Source organism: Dyadobacter sp. CY261, assembly GCF_021440085.1.
Classification (GTDB): Bacteria; Bacteroidota; Bacteroidia; order Cytophagales; family Spirosomataceae; genus Dyadobacter.
The window spans coordinates 524,550-541,725 of record NZ_JAKCPW010000004.1; the positions used below are offsets into that span (position 1 = coordinate 524,550).

The following is a 17,176-nucleotide window of genomic DNA, read 5'->3' on the forward strand; positions in this document are numbered from 1 at the left end:
AATATTTGAGTACTTAAAATTTAAAATAGTTGATCGATTATCCTGCGACGGTGTTTAATTCCTGAAAATTTTCAACACCTTCACTTCCAATTTTTACCAATAACTTTTACAATGAATTACATCGAACTGGATTTGAAAGTGGATCCCGAATTTTCGGAGATATTGATGGCGGAGCTGGGTGAGGCGGGATATGAGTCGTTTGTCGAAACGGACGAGGGTTTGCTCGCCTACATTCAGGAGGACGATTTTCATGAGAGCGCTATTCATGATTTAACGGCCAAATACCTGGATTTAACGACAATAGCGGCAACATGGAAATCGTTAGAAAGAAGAAACTGGAATGAGGAGTGGGAAAAAAGCTATGAGCCAATCGAGGTGGGTGACCAGGTGCGCGTGAGGGCAACGTTTCATGAGCCCGATCCCTCTTTTACATATGATTTGCTGATCCAGCCGAAAATGTCGTTCGGCACCGGGCACCACGAAACGACCTGGCTGGTCATGAACGAGCAACTTAGCCTGCCACATGAACATCTTTCGATCATGGATGTGGGTTGCGGAACGGGAATTTTGGCAATTCTGGCGCATAAACTAGGAGCTTCGCACCTACTGGGATTCGATATTGACGAATGGGCCGTGGAAAATACCCGGGAGAATTTCGCGATGAATGCGCTTCCGGCAGATTCGGAAGTGTTTCAGGGAACGATCCAGAACGTGCCCAAAGGAAAAGTCTTCGGAGGCGTCCTCGCCAATATTAACCGGAATATCCTGCTGGCGGAGATTCAAACGTATGTGAAACATCTTGAACCCGGCGGCTGGCTGGTCACCAGCGGCTTTTATGAAACCGACCAGGCCGATATTGAAAAATGTGCCACGGAAAATGGCCTGAAAAAACTCAGGTCCAATACCCGGAACCAATGGGCAACCGTTGTTTTTGAAAAAAACAAATAGAACATAGCGAATTGCTGACAGCTGACAGCTAAAAACATGAAGATATTTCGCCTTGCCATACTGCTTTGCCTGCTGACATTTATCGGAAAAAACGTTGCCGCCCAAAACCTCAAACTGGCCGACGACCCCGCGCAATTTATGACGCAGCTCCGGAAGCTGATGGAAGGCAGCCGGAACCCGCAATTCATCCGCTCGACGGTCCAGCTCGATAGCGTTTGGATGTCCGGCATCAATGCATCACAGCAGGCGAAATTCATCGGCATTGTAAAAACGCAGGTTGCAAAAGGACAGAAAGGCGGGCCGCTGCTCGCATTGCTCATCCGGAATACACAGGCTCTCGCCAAAAAGTCGCCTGAAAAACTGGACGGGTTTCTTGACGTGGCAACCAACGCAGGCGAAAAATACGACGCCAAGGTCTTCCAGAAAGTACTGCAAACCGCCTTGCCTATTACGGAAAGCAACAAGCTATATGGAAGTAATTATAATACGCTTTATTTGCTAAGCGGGGACTACAAATACCGGTTCGATACAAAAGCTGATACGACGGTCGCCAAAGAGACCGCTGCAACCAATGACGGTTGGGATACGCCCGTCGATTCCAATTTCGTGATTGCGCCGAAATCCAACCCGTTGCCTGTTATTGCCGGGCCGCTAATGGATCTCGAGAATGCGACATTTGCCATGGTAGCCGGCGGCGATTCGGTGGTTTTCGGGCCAGCCAATGGTAGCGTTTCCTTGCGGGATGGTATATTTGTGGGTAAGAACGGCAAGTTTACCTGGCAAACCGCAGGTGATTCGAGCATTTATGCGGATCTCGATGCTTACTCCTTCAATATTAATCATCCCAAACTTCTCGCGGAAAACAGCACGCTCCATTCCGATAATTACCTGGCGGCACCCGTTAAAGGAACGGTAGAATACCGAGGCGTCAAGCGTATCAAGGGGCAACCGGCGCAATACCCGCGTTTCGTATCGAATGATATCGATGCCAGACTTAAAGAAGTTAGGAAAAATATCGATTACAAAGGCGGCTATTCACTGATCGGACTCGACCGGTACAGTTCCGCGCTAAATGACAAGTATTCAACCATCAAGGTCAAATACCAGGAAAAACCAGCATTTACCGTCCGTAGCAAGCGTTTCGCACTGAAAGATTCCGTGTTTGCTGCCAATTTTGCATTGTATTCGATGCCGCTGGGAGCAGATTCGCTCGTGCATCCCGGGGTCACCTTTAAATACAATGATGATGAAGGTCTGGTGAGACTGGGCCGGATGGATAAAACCGATTATGGGCCGCTGCCTTACAAGGATTCTTACCACAAAATGAACATCTGGTCGCAGGCCATGCGGTGGCGCTTTCCGACGGATAAAGTGGAATTTCTCCGCATTAATGGTAAAATGGAAGTGCCCGTTCGACTGGAATCTTTCGATTATTTCAAAAAAGAACGGTTCCGGGAAATTGCCAAGGAATATGGCTTTCAGCCGCTGATCATGGCTGCCAGTTATACACAAACCACCAAAAAGACCTCTTTCCTTCCAGAAGAACTAGCCGCCAAATTCAATCAGAAGCCGGTGATCATTCGCAATGCACTGCAAAGGCTCGCACTCGACGATTATTTCATCTACAATAAAGACACCGATGAATACGCATTGAGTAAAAAGGGCGCTATGTACGTACTCGCGAATATGGACAAGGCCGATTACGACAACTTTCAAGTAAGCGGCCAGTTCGCGGCCAACGACGAAGTGGCCAACGCCACCATTTACATGCCCGATACGTTGCTGACAGTTCTAGGAGTTTCAAGATTTGTTGTCAGCGATTCACTTAAAATCTACGCTGTTCCTTCCGACAAGAAACTGATCATTGGTAAAAACAGGAATTTTACGCTGAATGGCCAGATGGTGGCCTCTAACTATCAATTTCGAGGCCAAAATGTCAAATTCGACTACAATCAGTTCTTCGTGAATGTGGCGCCGTCGGATTCGATCACATTTACGCCACGCGAAAAATTTGCGAAAGGCCAGAAAGGCGAAGTGGGTGGGCATGTGAAGTATGAAAAAGGCGGTACGTTCTATTTGAGCGACCCAAAAAACAAATCGGGTATTCAAAAAGGCATTAAAAAGTCGCCACGGCTCGTGGTACCGGATGGAATGATCGTGTATTTCGATCAGCCCGAGCGCGGGACGGTGCTTTATCCGCGTGAGGTGTTTTTCAAGATTCCTAAGATCGATATGGACGGCCTCGACCAGCGTGACGTGATTTTTGAAGGAACATTTAATTCCAATGGCATTATCCCGCCTATTCAAACCATTCTGAGAAGTATGCCCGACAATTCGCTTGGTTTCGAGTACAAGCCGCCGGTTACAGACATGAAACTGTATGAAGGCAAGGCGCTGGCGAAGTTTACAGATACGCTGACAATGGATAACACCGGCCTGCATTCCAAAGCTGTTTTGAAATATCTTTCGGCCTCGATGACGGCCAAGAACATTCTCCTTACCTCCGATTCATTGATGGCAACAGGAGAGTTGGCCAGCATCAAGGAAGCAACTATTGGCAAAGGCTACTTCCCTGCCGTTGCCCTGAAAGACTATGCATTGAAATGGTATCCCAATGCCGACAGCATGTTCATCAGCACTACGGGCAAGTCGTTTTCATTCCACCAGGGCACTACTAATTTGGAAGGAAGCCTGCTGCTTCGCTCTACGGGCCTTTACGGGAATGGAAAACTGAAACGCGCCGACTCCGAGCTCTCTTCGCCGGATATTAAGTTTAATAAAGACGGCTTCCTGGCCAACAAATCCGAATTTGCGATCAATAGCGCTGACGTAAAGTCCACCAAAAAGTTGCTGACCGGCAACAATGTCAACATCGATTTTAACTTTAAAACGGGTATTGCCAATTTTGTTACCGACGAATCCGGCTTCGGAAGCGATTCATCCGGTATGCAAATTCCGACCGCTTCCTACCAGACGCTCATCGGCAGTGCCAAATGGGATATGACCAAAAAAACGATCCTGATGAAAGGATTGGGCGAAACCTCATCCTATACATCAACAGATCCGGATCAGGAAGGGCTGACATTCAATGGCTCCGAAGCCACCTATGACATTGAAAAAGTTACGCTAAACATTAAAGGCGTACCTTTTATTCAGACAGCCGATGTGAAAATCATCCCGAATGGCGGTATGGTGGCCGTAGATAGCAAAGGCAAGATTGTACCTTTGAAAAAGGCCCGCATTGAAATCGATACGCTGAATGTGTCACACCACTTGCGCGATGCCGATATCCGCATCGATTCCCGCAACCACTTCGAAGGCTCCGCTACTTACCAATACATTACTGCCCGGAAAGATACATTCAATATCAAAATGCAGAATTTCGAGCTTGTGGAAGTGGGTGCAGGTGAGGAGGCTAAGCGGAAAGCCAAAGACAAACCAGCGGCAGGGATCAAATATTATACAACTGCCCGTGCGGACATTAAGGAAACTGAGAACCTCTTCCTATCTCCCCGCATTCAATACAAAGGCGCCATTAACCTAGTTGCTTACGAGCCGTCGCTAAAACTGGACGGCTTTGTAAAGCCGGTGATCAAATTCAGGAAGGATTTTCAGAGCTCCTGGATCCTGTACCAGGATTCTCCGGGCGAATCGGTTTCTATTAAGATCAATAAGGACCTCAAAAACGAACATGAAATACCACTTTCCGTGGGTTTGCATTACAATGAGGCCAAAGGGATGTACATGAGCTTCCTCTCGCCGAAGGATTCGGACGGGGATGAAGACATTTATCAGGCCCAGGGTAACCTTAGCTACGACGAAGACGCCAAAGCATTCCGTGTAAACCCGCCGCCAGGGGCCGATGGCCTGATCGACGAAGGCAGCGCATTGACATTCGACGATAAAACCGGTCTAGCGACTTTCGCAGGCCAGTTCAAACTCATGCAAGCCGACTGGTTACAAACCGTAGGCAGCGCCGAGGTGCAGGTCGATACTTCGAAATTCCGATTCAATACGATGTTACTTTTCAAAGCCCCTGCATTGGAGCCAATTGCGCCGACTCTCGCCGCCAAGATCGTCGAAACGAACCTCGCAGAATCAAATAGCACAGCGGCTGACGACGATGCCGATCAATTGAACCGAAAACTCTCCGCATTGATTGGACCGAAAGCGATTGACGCATACATTAAGTTGACAGCCGCAGGTTACAAACCTATTATTGAAGCGTCGCCTCTGCTGGATGTGCCTATGGTGCTGTCAAATGTCAATTTGCATTGGTCGGCCGTACACAATGCTTACTACTCGCAGGGCCCTATCGGCGTCTCGCATTTCGGCCGCAACAATATCAATGCGCAAATGACCGGCGTGCTCGAACTCCGTCGCGGCGTGGAAGGCGATGAGTTCAGTTTATACCTGGAAGCCTCGCCCGATATTTGGTACTATTTTGACCTGAAAGCAGGCGAACTGGGCGTCGTTTCCTCTCAACTCGATTTCAATGACGAGATCACCGCGAAGTCTAAAAACGTGAAATCCAAGGACATGACTTTGGTCAACATTGGAACTGAAGAGAAGGATATGTTTGTTAACCGCTTTGATGATTTCTATCAGCCTGCCTTGAAGAAAGCGAAGCTCGTGAAAACTGCGAAGAAAAAGGCGGCACCCTCCCAAGCCGAAGAAAAAAAGAAAAAAGCAGAGCCTACCGAAGGATTCTGATGCGATTAGGAGCATTTACAATAGTTTATGCTAAATTTTGAAAAATAGTATACTGAATCGTAGTTTTACGGAACTATTGCTTGTAAAATCCTCCAACTATCGTATTTTTGAGAAAAACGGTTTGTAATTTAAATTAATCTTCGAATAGTACAAAATGAGTGTTGTCTTATTGATAGTTGCGATTGTTGCTGCATATTTGCTGGGTTCTATCCCAAGTTCGGTTTGGTACGGCATTGGATATTTTGGAATAGACGTCAGGAAACACGGTAGCGGAAACGCGGGTGCCACTAATACATTCAGGGTTTTAGGCAAACGCGCCGGAACGGTTGTTATGCTCATCGACGTCCTTAAAGGCTGGACTGCCACTTGCCTGGCCTCCATGCTTTTTTACATGAACGAGATCGGCGAAACCGAGCTCCTGATGTACAAGATTATTTTCGGGATTATCGCCATTATCGGCCACATCTTCCCAGTTTTCGTGAATTTTAAAGGCGGTAAAGGCATTGCCACGCTGCTCGGAATGGTGCTAGCCATTCACCCCGAGCTAGCTTCCGTTTGCATTACTATATTTATTCTGACACTACTTGCATCCCAATATGTATCGCTGAGCTCGATCCTGGCGACATTGGCATTCCCGGTACTCTCATGGACGGGCGCTTTCGGGCACCCTGAGCCGCTGCTGGTTGTTTTTGGTTTCGTGATGTTTGTTTTGGTTGTATTTACACACCAGAAAAACATCATCCGCCTGCTCAACGGTAACGAGAGCCGCGTGAAAATTTTCTCAAAATCGAAAGTGAGAAGCTAAACAAGACTAATCTAACCCTGTTAATCGAACCCCTGAGGCACAACCTTAGGGGTTATTTTTTAACTTGACTGCCGATTTACTAAAGACTAAAAACATTCAACCAATGCAAGAATATATTGATCAAAACCGCGACCGGTTTCTGAACGAATTGCTCGATCTACTGCGCATTCCATCCGTAAGTGCCGATTCGAAGTTCAAACCCGACATGCTCAAAGCCGCGGAATACGTGCGTGACCGAATTGCCGAAGCAGGTGCGGACAAGGCTAAGATTTATGAAACAGCAGGCCACCCGGTTGTTTACGGCGAAAAAATCATTGACCCCACATTGCCCACCGTGCTGATTTATGGGCATTATGATGTCCAGCCGGCCGATCCTTACGAACTCTGGAACTCTCCCCCATTCGAGCCGGTCATCAAAAATGACCGCATTTACGCACGCGGGGCCTGCGATGACAAGGGGCAGTTTTATATGCATATCAAAGCCCTCGAGATTATGCTCGCAACCGGCACGCTCTCATGTAACGTGAAAGTGATGATTGAGGGAGAAGAAGAAATAGGGTCGTCGAACCTGGGCGCATTCGTCAGGGAACATAAGGAAATGCTGCAATGCGACACGATCCTGATTTCCGACACCAGCATTATTGCAAATGATGTCCCATCGATTGAAACCGGTTTACGCGGGTTGACCTATGTAGAAGTGGAAGTGGTAGGTGCCAACCGTGATTTGCATTCAGGCGTTTATGGCGGCGGCGTTGCGAACCCGATCAACATTCTCTGCGAAATGATCGCTTCGCTGAAAGACGAAAACGGCCATATTACTATTCCGGGCTTTTACGATAAGGTTCAGGATTTGAGCACCTCCGAGCGCGTTGCATTGAACGCAGCGCCGTTTGATCTGGAAGAATATAAAAAAGATCTGGAAATCGACGACGTAACCGGCGAAAGGGGCTACACGACGATTGAAAGAACTTCCGTGCGCCCGACACTGGACGTGAACGGAATCTGGGGCGGTTACATTGGCGAAGGCGCTAAAACGGTGCTTCCTTCCAAAGCCCACGCGAAAATATCCATGCGCCTGGTGCCAGATCAGAACGATGACGAGATATGCGACCTATTTACAAGGCATTTTGAATCCATCGCTCCGGCTTCGGTGAAAGTGAAAGTAGTCCCCCACCACGGTGGCCTGCCCTATGTTACACCAACAGATTCCGTTGAATACCGTGCCGCAGAGCTAGCTATGGAAGAGTCATTTGGTAAAAAACCGATCCCTACACGTGGCGGTGGCAGCATTCCCATTGTAGCGCTATTTGAGCAGGAATTGGGCTGTAAGAGCATTCTGATGGGCTTCGGGCTGGATATCGACGCCCTGCATTCACCGAATGAGAGCTATGGGCTGTTTAACTATTATAAGGGGATTGAAACGATTCCGCTGTTTTTCAAGCATTATGCGGAGTTGAAGAAATAAAGGAAGTAGATGCACGATGATCATCCTTCGGCTGCGCTCAGGATGACACGTAACTGGGCGCTCAGGGTGACACCGTAACGGAGCGCTTAGGGTGACACCGTAACGGAGCGCTCAGGGTGACACGTACTGGGCGCTCAGGTGACCTGATCATCCATGGTTGCCTTTCTGAATTCTAGCGCCGCCTGCGTTGCTCTCTTTTCATCTTTTTCAAATTCGCGATCGCGGCCTTAGCCTCTTTATCCTGGCTTGACTTCTTTTCCGCATGATCGTCGGCAAGTTTGTAATACCGTAATGCCTCATCGTAATCTTTTTTCTGCTCCGAAATTTTGCCCAAACCTAACAGCGAGGATACATAATAACCGGCATTCATGGATTTAGTCTGCGTCGAGAAATCGATCGCTTTGTGATAATATTCGCTTGCCGCGTCGTAGTTGCGGTGGTAATTCATATTGTAGTAGGCTAGCACATAAGCCGCATTCCGACCGCTCACACCTTCGTAGCCAGGCATTCCCTGGCTGATTTTCTTGATAATGTTCTGCGCTGCCTGCTCCGCCTCGGCCATTTTGCCGGTAACAAAAGCTGTGCGACAAAAATAACGCTCGAAATAGGGATTGTTGGGATACGTCTGCCACATGTACTTAGCCATTTCATACGCCTTACTGTACTCGTTTTCCATGCTGTAAATTTGCAGCAGGAAATAGCGAGCCTCTACACGGGTGTAAAATGCATTATTCCCAACTTTTTCCAACTGCTGCTCTCCCAGCTTTCTATTTCCTTTCGGGAAAAGAGCCAGGATCGGTTTCAGGATTGGATATTCTTTGGGGACCCATTCAGCATAATAATTGTAAAGACCGTCGCCAAAGAGCAATTCCGGTGAGAGGTCACCATTGCCTTTGCATTGTTCGAAGTATTTTAATGATTTTTTACCCGCAAATGCAGCTTTCGCCCAACTCTCACGCTCGGCATAAAGCCTGCCTTTGAATGCATAGGCAGCCGCAAGGAAAAAAGCGGGTTCTATTTTACTTTCCTGATCGTCATACAATTCCTCCGCAAGTGTAATGGTCGAATCCATGTGTGCGAGGAAGGTCTTATCGTAGGCTTCGTTCTCTGTGTTCGGTACAATTTTCCACCATTCTGCCAAACCCATCAAAAAGTGGGGCATAGGGTGCTTAGGGTAACGGTATTTGAGCCACCGAAACTCCGCATCTGCTTCATAGAACTGGTAATTGTACAACTTGTTGATTGCCTCCGTTGATTCAATTTGAACGCCTGGGTTTTGTAGGACCATGGCGTAATTCTTGTCGAGATCGGACGAAGAATACAATTGGGCAACAGCAAATTGACCGGTAATTACAGTTAAGCAGCAGAAAATGATTGTATTAACAACTGAACTTTTCATAGCAGGGGTAAATCTCTCCTATTAACGTGTGATTTATATTTTGCGTTTGTCGGCAACCCGGTTTTTAAAAAAAGAGTTAATATTGATCCTCAGAGTATTTGACCGTCCCGGCGGCCCACTTCCAGAAGACCTGCTACCGTCCTGTAGAACCTGATTTGCACTTCAAAATTATGATTAACATTCTGGATAAAACATTTGTCCCTTTTATTTCGCGCGAAACGATCGAAAAACGTATTGCAGAGTTAGCTGCCGGCATTAATAACGACTATGCGGGCTCCTGCCCCCTGTTTATTATCGTGCTGAATGGGGCATTTCTGTTCGCTGGCGAGCTGGTCAAAAGCATTTCGCTGGCGTGCGAAATCAATTTCATAAGACTTTCATCATATTCCCAGACGACCTCGACGGGTGCTGTCCGCGAGATTATCGGGATGGACGTCCGCATTGCAGGACGCGACGTAATCATCATCGAGGACATTGTGGATACGGGGCTGACGATGTCGCAACTGCTCACTAAAGTGAAGTCGATGTCGCCGAAATCCGTTGAAATCGCTACTTTACTGTACAAACCGGAGGCGCTGAAAACGCCGGTGCATATGCGTTATGTCGGCTTCGAAATCGAGAACAAATTTGTGGTTGGCTACGGCCTCGATTACGACGGCATAGGGCGTAATCTGGATGCAATCTACGTCCTCGCCTGAACACCCTTTTCACCAACGTCCTAAATTCAAATCTTTATGCTTATCCAATTTTTTGGCGCCGCACGCACCGTAACCGGAAGCAAGCACCTCATTACCACCGAAAAAGGAACCAAAATACTGCTTGATTGCGGGCTTTTCCAGGGCATCCAAACTGATGAATTCAACCAGGAATTCGGTTTCAAACCTGCGGAAATCGATTATGTAGTCCTCTCCCACGCTCACATCGACCACTCCGGCCTGCTCCCACGTCTCGTGCGGAAGGGCTTCAAGGGACCAATCTATTGCACTGCCGCTACCGCAGACCTCTGCCGCGTCATGCTGCTCGACAGTGCCCATATTCAGGAAAAGGATTTGGGACGGATCAACAAACGCCGACAAAAGCAAGGACGTCCATTGCTCGAAGAGCTTTATAATGCCGAAGACGCCGCGCATGCATTGAGCCTTTTAAAAACTGTGCGTTATGGACAAACATTTTTCCTCGGCGAAAACAATGAAGTATCCGTAATCCTCACCGACGCAGCACATCTCCTCGGCAGCGCCGCCGTTCATTTGAGCATTCCCGACGGTGGGACATTCAAACAAGTAACTTTCACCGGCGACATCGGCCGTCCCGACGACCGCATTCTCCGCAAGCCCGAGGTATTCCCGCAGGCCGATTACATCATTTGCGAATCGACTTACGGCGATCGACTGCATGAAAAAGAGACCGATATGCACGCGCATTTGCTGCGTGTGGTGCAAGAAACGTGCGTCCGTCGACGTGGGAAGCTCATTATCCCGGCCTTTGCGATCGACCGTACGCAGGAGCTTATTTACGCCCTCGACCAGCTTTCCAGCTCTGGTCAGCTCCCGCAAATCCCCGTTTACATCGACAGCCCGCTCGCTATACGCGCCACGGCCATCATGAAGGAGCACGACGAATGCTTCAACCCCGAAATCCTCGATTACATCGAAAAGGACGGCGACGCATTTGCATTTCCATACTTGCATTACATTTCCGACGTGCAGCAATCCATCGCGCTGAACGATCGCAAAGAGCCGTGCATCATCATTTCGGCATCCGGCATGGCAGAAGCGGGGCGGATCAAGCACCATATCAAGAACAACATCGGCGACCCGAACTCGACCATCCTGCTAGTGGGTTACGCCTCCGCGAACACGCTGGCCGGCGCATTAAAGCGCGGCGACAAGCAAGTCAACATTTTCGGCGAGCACTTCGAAGTCAAATGCCGCGTCGAAACGATGGACTCATTCTCCGGCCATGGTGATTACAATGAAATGCTGCAATTCCTCTCCTGCCAGACGCCCGAACGTGTGAAAGAAGTATTCCTCGTCCACGGCGAATACGAAACACAAGTCGCATTCAAGTTGAAACTAGAAAAGGCCGGATTTCGTAAAATCCACATTCCGGCCCTGTATGAAGGTATAAAAATCTAATTTTTCGGATTTTTTCGCTTCCTGGAACCTTAAACGCTTGTAAAGTCCAAAACAAGATTGCTATCTTTGCCCACCCGAATTTCAAGCCGAAGTGGTGAAACTGGTAGACACGCACGTTTCAGGGGCGTGAGGGAGCAATCCTGTGCGGGTTCGAGTCCCGCCTTCGGCACAAAACGCTGTTTCTGATATCAGGAACGGCGTTTTTGCTTTTCGGGACAAAAACTCCTGCAATCGTGCCGCGAAGCCTTTGATCTCCAAATGCTTAAAGTTTCCTATTCCAGCACTATTCTGATTTTTTCCACCTTCATTTGAGAAGTGTCGTTTTTAATAACATGGAAATAATAGGTTCCCCGTGGCAAATCATGCGTGGCTATCTGAATCTTCTTGTCATGAATCGAATCCCGATTGATATCAATTGATTTTTGGGCAACTATTGACTTTTCATCAAATATTTGAATTTGATCCGGCAAATTATTTTCGGGAAAACTTGAAAAATCGAAAGTAACGATATCCTTTGCGGGATTGGGATAGGCAACCAATCCTCCGAAACAGCTATTAACACATATAGTAGTACCATCACTAATTGATCCGCAAACATTGGAAACCGCAATTTGCAAGCCGTAACAATCCTGTACATAACTATTGAAATAAGCTATCCCATTCCCATTGTCCATTAGCGTTGCATTGAAGCCGTTGCCACTTGTGACAGCCCAGCTTGAAGTTGTTGCTCCAATAAGATTCGCTATCACATCCTGGCCTTGCCCCGTACAAACGTCCGAATCCACACTAATACCATTTACAATCGGTTTGCCCACGTGCACGATCTTTGTCCGGGTAAAGTTGCCACATCCATTGTTCAGCGTCGCGGTAATTGTCACCTGACCATTCGCATTTCCGACACGGCTGGCGGAGCCCGCAGCATTGATCGTCATTACAGAAGCATTACTGGAACTCCACGAAACAACCGACGTGCCTGGTTGCAAATTGGCTACTGAGTAGGAAGATGTTGTACAAACAAAATTGTTCCCAGCAATATGTGAAAGGCCGATACTCGAAGTTGTTGTATTGCCAAACCCGGATGGATCAAGCCAATTACTCAGCCTTGTCGCGTCGCTCCCCAGTCCGGTCCAGGAATTATCAAAGCGGCCGTAAGCGTCTTTGAGAAAACCGGAGGGAGCATTACAGTACGAGGGTCCGCCTGACAATTGCCCAACCAATTTCTTGGATTGGTTAAGAAGTGGCCCCCCCGATGAACCGTCTTCGGTTACACCACTAGCCCAATTGACTATCCAGTGCTGTGAGCCAGGTGCTTTGGTTAAATTGACAAATGAATAATTGTCGGCCCTTAGTGCTACACTATTAAATGTAGATATCTTCATTACATCTCCCATAGGATGATGAATGCTTACACCACTTGTGGCTGCATTTATCGTTCTGTCCCACCCTAAATAAGTAATTCCGGATGTTGGATCTGGCAGTTGGCTCAATTGCAGTAACAAAAAATCAGATGGGTCGGCATTTGCACGGAGAGTCGATCCATAGAATTGTATGTAATTGGAATCATCCTGTGACGGATCACAGACAGGGCTCCAATACTGAAAAATAAAACGCAGTTGGCCAACGTTCCCAGCATTTGGTAGACAGTGATTCGCCGACAAAACATAGGGGACATTATTATTACAGGAATTATTGATCATCGAGCCAGTACAAAATCGCGTCCCACTTTGGTTGACAAGCATGCAAACTGCATTCCGCTCAAATTCCCACCCGTTACCAAAGCACATCACATTGTTAGTCGCCATGCAACCACCAGAAGTACCAAATCCCCCTGATTTCCCAATATCTAAATCTCTGTAACCGAACGCCAGACCAGACACTTTAAATTTAAGAGCTCCCTTTGTTCGCGTAGGAAGTTTTGCTTCTATCCAAAGCGAATCGCCGCTAAAAATTGGGCTCGCCCAAGTCTGACCGCCATTATTCTCCTCGGACATAATTGGCCCAGCTATCGTACCCTTAGAATTGTAAATTACAAATTCACCCAGCTCTGGAATAAAAAATGAATTGAAGTTCAGGCTTAGAGATTTTGCTTCGCTAGCCACTATCAATAGCCTGCCATAGGACATTCCACCTCTTGTTACCCAATTAGCCCGTTGAAGGAAATCGATATCAATTCTCATCGCAGTTGCAAAACGATACGTCTTAGACCCCATATCAAGTGAATCTTCTCTAATAAGCTGATCGATTTCCTGTTTGGTTGGTACATCTGACTTATAAATTTGCGCTAAATGATCGTTGTTATAAAATCCATTTTTTTAATCCGTATGATAAATCATTTCTATTTTCAATCTTTACCTGACCCCTACCAGTATTTATAGTAAAAACTAGAATTGCAAAAAACAATAGAATATTTTTCATAATTTAAATCAATTAGATGTGGATTAAATGGTATCATTTAACTTTATTAAAAATTAACTGTCCATCTTCATAATTCAGATGTAATTCTTCATATTTAATGCTTATTTTTCTCTTTTTTAACGAAAATGTCGTCACCTGATTAATGTTATGAAAAAAATAATCACCCCAATCAGGCATTCCCATTTTTGAACTTTTCCAACATTTAATCGATATAGAATCCTCAGCACTAATTTTATAATCTCCCGAAAAACTTTCCCAAGGTATTGTCCCTTCGACCCTTTCATTCTTCAAGAACTCAATTTCCACCTCCCGATCGTTGCCAGAAAGATCCGGCTTGGAGAATGTATTCCCCTGATGGACCACTTTTACCATTTGCCAACGTCCAATCAAATTCTTTGGATCAGTATCAACACTCTCTATGCAACCCGTCACAGCAAAAGCGAAGAGTAAGACCCACACAATAATTAAACAATAAGGCGTTCTATTTTTCATGACATTTTTATAATAACTTGAAACATTCGGAAATGTATAAAACAAAAAATCAGCTATTTGTAGTAGTCAACCGTTGAATGTCCGAACGGCACCGTTGAATTATCAAGAGTAAATTTTCCTTCAAAATCGATGCATTTTAGAGCATGAAACAGGCCCGTTCAGCAAACCATTAGCGGCGCTCTTTGCATTTCCATTCTTTATTAAATTTGCTTTACCCGATTTTCTTAGGAATATTCATATTCCTTTTAATCTCGATGTAAGTATGAAAAAGCTTGGAAGATTTGCCCTGTTATGGTGCGGGTGTGACGAAAGTCCCCCGGACGCACACATCGTGAGCGTAAGGACACCTTAGAGGGCTTCACCTCAATCCCTTTAATTGCGATGTACACACCCTATCACCGACGAATTCCCGGATTCGTCCCGGCTGGTGCATTATGGCCAGTTAGTTCAGGATTTACTTTCTCAAACTAGCCCGGAAGAGTGGATTGGCGATCTTTGGTCGATTTAAAGCGGGTATGGTTTTCGAGAAAGAGGCGGGATACAACCCGCGATGTACGGAGATTTTCGAAACTTCAGGGAATTGGTTTTCTTCTTTGAGAAGGCTGAGAAAATGAGCGCTTAATGTGCGAACATGAGGAATTAGCATAAATGCCGGTTGCCTCATTTCTTTTTTGACCTAATGCATTGTGCAGTTTCCGGGCTTGTCACCAGAGTAAACGCACGATTCTTCCAGCTTTTCTCCCGATGAAACTGAATCCAAACTATCTCATAAAACTCAAACACATTCTGATTCCGTTTACCATCGTTGCGTGGGGCTCGGTGCTGTTACTTGGCTTTTTGCGGTGGTGGCTTTTTCTGGACAAGATCCCGATACTCGAAGTGAGCGAGGATACCTGGCAGTTTTGGATTCCGGCTTTATTTCCTTGGGCGCCAATTCTTATTTGGCTCAAACCCCGGTTCGACAGGCTTGAATTTAAGAAGGGAAAAGACAAAGGGAGCTGGCAAATGCAGGGAATTTCATGGATTCCCATGATGATTATGCTGATGATTTCGCAGATGCTTCTGACGTATTCAACTGGCGAAACACTCGAAATCAAGAACGTCAAGGAAATCCGGAAACATGAGCGTGTGCGTTATTACCGGATCAGGGAATTTGCGGTGCACAAGTTTATTGGCGGTGTGCAATATACCGTCAAAAAAAATGGTCGGTATAATCAGAATCTGGACATCGACATTTACTTCACCAATCCGATCCTGACTCACAAAAAACAGATTATTTCCATGACGCCATTGTATTGGTACGGCGTCAAATTTCACAAGCAGATTAGTAACCTCAGTGGTGACGAGACGAAGCAACGGCGTTTCAGGGAATTTTTTGATGATTGTGTGCAAAAAATGGAGCATTATGATTTTTACAGGCTGGACCATTTCGAACACAAACCTGCCTCAACAGACCGGGAGAATTTCAGGATAGCCGTTCAGAATGCAATAAGAAAGCCGGTGAATAATGATTTCATGATCCTGCAAGCGGTCACCCGGCCCGTCGACAACCGTATTTCCGGCAAATTGGCCGGGATTTTCGCGGCATTTGCATTTGGAATAGGGCTGTTTATGCTCATGCTCATCCGGCCGCGATTAGAAACTCAACCAGTCGGGGATGCCTGAACTTTGGCGCAATCACACCGCCATTTAGTCGTATTTGGCCCTTTTACACAGGCCGTTGGAGAGCTAACTTTACATCAGTTAAAACCAACCAACCATCATGGAAACCATCAAGCAAATCACGCTCGACAGCGAATGCGCTGTCATCACCGCTCATTGCGTAATGCTGTCCGACTCGACGTTCAACGATGTGAACATGAGCAACATCTCGATCGTAGATGCCAATCTGAGCGACCTCAAAATCGAAGGTGCACAGCTGGGCGGGGCGGTGTTTCAGAACATCGGCATGTGCCCGCCCGATCATCCGATGTACGACCCGAATGCCGAACAACGACCACTGTTTTTCGAGCATTGTGATTTACACAAAAGCCGGTTCGTCGCGTGCGATCTGAGCGGCGTGGAAATATCGGATTGCAATATCGAAGGGTTGACCATCAATGGAAAACTGATTTCAGATTTGCTGAAAAACGGCATATGAGATCTGAAATCAGAGCAAAGTATCTTAAAACCGCATGCTCAGTCCGCCATTGAAAACCCCTTTATACCCGTAACCCAGCTCCACAAATACACCTACTTTATCGCCCATCCGTAATCCGACGGGGCTCGCTTGAAATGTGTAGCCAAAATCGGTCTCCGTCTGCATCTCGTAAAGGGTTTTATGTTTGGCGAAAAATCCCAGCCCAACGGTTCCATAAAATTGGAATCCGCGCTGTTTTACCCAAAATAATGTGACTTCCCCAGCCGTGGTGAGCGAACGGCGTTTCCAGCGGTCGTCGCGAAAAAAGTTGGGTATCCACCTGTCGGGCGACGGGTTATATACCGAGCTACCGCCTATCGCAAGCTTTTCTGAGACATAGTATTTGTACGTTAGCGACCACGCCGCGCCGGTAATCCTAACATCTTCCGGCTCGTTGATCAACGCGCTGAGTGAAAGTATAATCGCATCGGCAAAGGCATTCTCGGTAGCCATCAGCCCGGCGCTAAAATTCAGTTCTTCCTTACCTTTATCCTGTGCATGAACCGGCGAAAATGCGCACCAAATGAGGTTGGATAAAATGATCGTTTTAAGTAGTGGGAAGTTCATCGCGAGTAGTTTTTTGTTCTTTCAAATTAACTTCACGACTATTATTTTATACCTTGTC

12 protein-coding genes and 1 tRNA gene are annotated in these 17,176 nt (G+C 46.8%); 9 read left to right on the forward strand and 4 right to left on the reverse strand.

Annotated elements, in window-relative coordinates; translation table 11 throughout:
- Positions 1 to 111 precede the first annotated feature (111 nt).
- From prmA to LZD49_RS14870, 4 genes are all read left to right on the forward strand, one after another.
- Positions 112 to 948: a 50S ribosomal protein L11 methyltransferase gene (prmA, locus tag LZD49_RS14855; RefSeq protein ID WP_234668351.1), complete on the forward strand. Its 837-nt coding sequence runs from the start codon at positions 112 to 114 to the stop codon at positions 946 to 948.
- A 36-nt stretch (positions 949 to 984) separates the two neighbouring features.
- Positions 985 to 5,661, forward strand: a complete 4,677-nt coding sequence (locus LZD49_RS14860) for a hypothetical protein (RefSeq protein ID WP_234668352.1) — start codon at positions 985 to 987, stop codon at positions 5,659 to 5,661.
- A 154-nt stretch (positions 5,662 to 5,815) separates the two neighbouring features.
- Positions 5,816 to 6,466: a glycerol-3-phosphate 1-O-acyltransferase PlsY gene (plsY, locus tag LZD49_RS14865; protein ID WP_234668353.1), complete on the forward strand. Its 651-nt coding sequence runs from the start codon at positions 5,816 to 5,818 to the stop codon at positions 6,464 to 6,466.
- Between the two features lie 94 nt (positions 6,467 to 6,560).
- Positions 6,561 to 7,931, forward strand: coding sequence for a dipeptidase (locus LZD49_RS14870; RefSeq protein WP_310590490.1), 1,371 nt, complete (start codon positions 6,561 to 6,563; stop codon positions 7,929 to 7,931).
- A 172-nt stretch (positions 7,932 to 8,103) separates the two neighbouring features.
- Here the strand turns inward: LZD49_RS14870 and LZD49_RS14875 are convergent, their stop codons facing one another.
- The gene (locus LZD49_RS14875; RefSeq protein ID WP_234668355.1) at positions 8,104 to 9,330 is read right to left on the reverse strand and encodes a lipopolysaccharide assembly protein LapB; all 1,227 of its coding nucleotides are present in this window, start codon (positions 9,328 to 9,330) and stop codon (positions 8,104 to 8,106) included.
- A 170-nt stretch (positions 9,331 to 9,500) separates the two neighbouring features.
- On the opposite strand from LZD49_RS14875, the gene hpt reads away from it, so the two are divergent.
- The 3 genes from hpt (at position 9,501) to LZD49_RS14890 (ending at position 11,634) form a co-directional block, all read left to right on the forward strand.
- On the forward strand, positions 9,501 to 10,028 hold the full coding sequence (gene hpt / locus LZD49_RS14880; RefSeq protein ID WP_234668356.1) for a hypoxanthine phosphoribosyltransferase: 528 nt from the start codon (positions 9,501 to 9,503) through the stop codon (positions 10,026 to 10,028).
- A gap of 36 nt (positions 10,029 to 10,064) precedes the next feature.
- Positions 10,065 to 11,465: an MBL fold metallo-hydrolase RNA specificity domain-containing protein gene (locus LZD49_RS14885; RefSeq protein WP_234668357.1), complete on the forward strand. Its 1,401-nt coding sequence runs from the start codon at positions 10,065 to 10,067 to the stop codon at positions 11,463 to 11,465.
- Between the two features lie 85 nt (positions 11,466 to 11,550).
- Positions 11,551 to 11,634 (forward strand) — tRNA-Leu (locus tag LZD49_RS14890).
- Positions 11,635 to 11,737: 103 nt separating this feature from the next.
- On the opposite strand, the gene LZD49_RS14895 is transcribed toward LZD49_RS14890, so the two are convergent.
- Both LZD49_RS14895 and LZD49_RS14900 read right to left on the reverse strand, forming a co-directional pair.
- Positions 11,738 to 13,642, reverse strand: a complete 1,905-nt coding sequence (locus tag LZD49_RS14895) for a trypsin-like peptidase domain-containing protein (protein WP_234668358.1) — start codon at positions 13,640 to 13,642, stop codon at positions 11,738 to 11,740.
- A 271-nt stretch (positions 13,643 to 13,913) separates the two neighbouring features.
- Complete coding sequence (locus LZD49_RS14900) at positions 13,914 to 14,372, reverse strand: hypothetical protein (RefSeq protein ID WP_234668359.1); 459 nt, start codon at positions 14,370 to 14,372, stop codon at positions 13,914 to 13,916.
- A gap of 744 nt (positions 14,373 to 15,116) precedes the next feature.
- Between LZD49_RS14900 and LZD49_RS14905 the strand changes: the two genes are divergently transcribed.
- A complete protein-coding gene (locus LZD49_RS14905; RefSeq protein WP_234668360.1) occupies positions 15,117 to 16,037 on the forward strand; it encodes a hypothetical protein in 921 nt (306 codons plus the stop codon).
- Positions 16,038 to 16,134: 97 nt separating this feature from the next.
- The gene (locus tag LZD49_RS14910; protein ID WP_234668361.1) at positions 16,135 to 16,512 is read left to right on the forward strand and encodes a pentapeptide repeat-containing protein; all 378 of its coding nucleotides are present in this window, start codon (positions 16,135 to 16,137) and stop codon (positions 16,510 to 16,512) included.
- A gap of 24 nt (positions 16,513 to 16,536) precedes the next feature.
- Here the strand turns inward: LZD49_RS14910 and LZD49_RS14915 are convergent, their stop codons facing one another.
- Positions 16,537 to 17,118 carry a hypothetical protein gene (locus LZD49_RS14915; protein ID WP_234668362.1) on the reverse strand — a complete coding sequence of 194 codons (582 nt, stop codon included), beginning with the start codon at positions 17,116 to 17,118 and terminating at the stop codon, positions 16,537 to 16,539.
- Between the last annotated feature and the right edge of the window lie 58 nt (positions 17,119 to 17,176).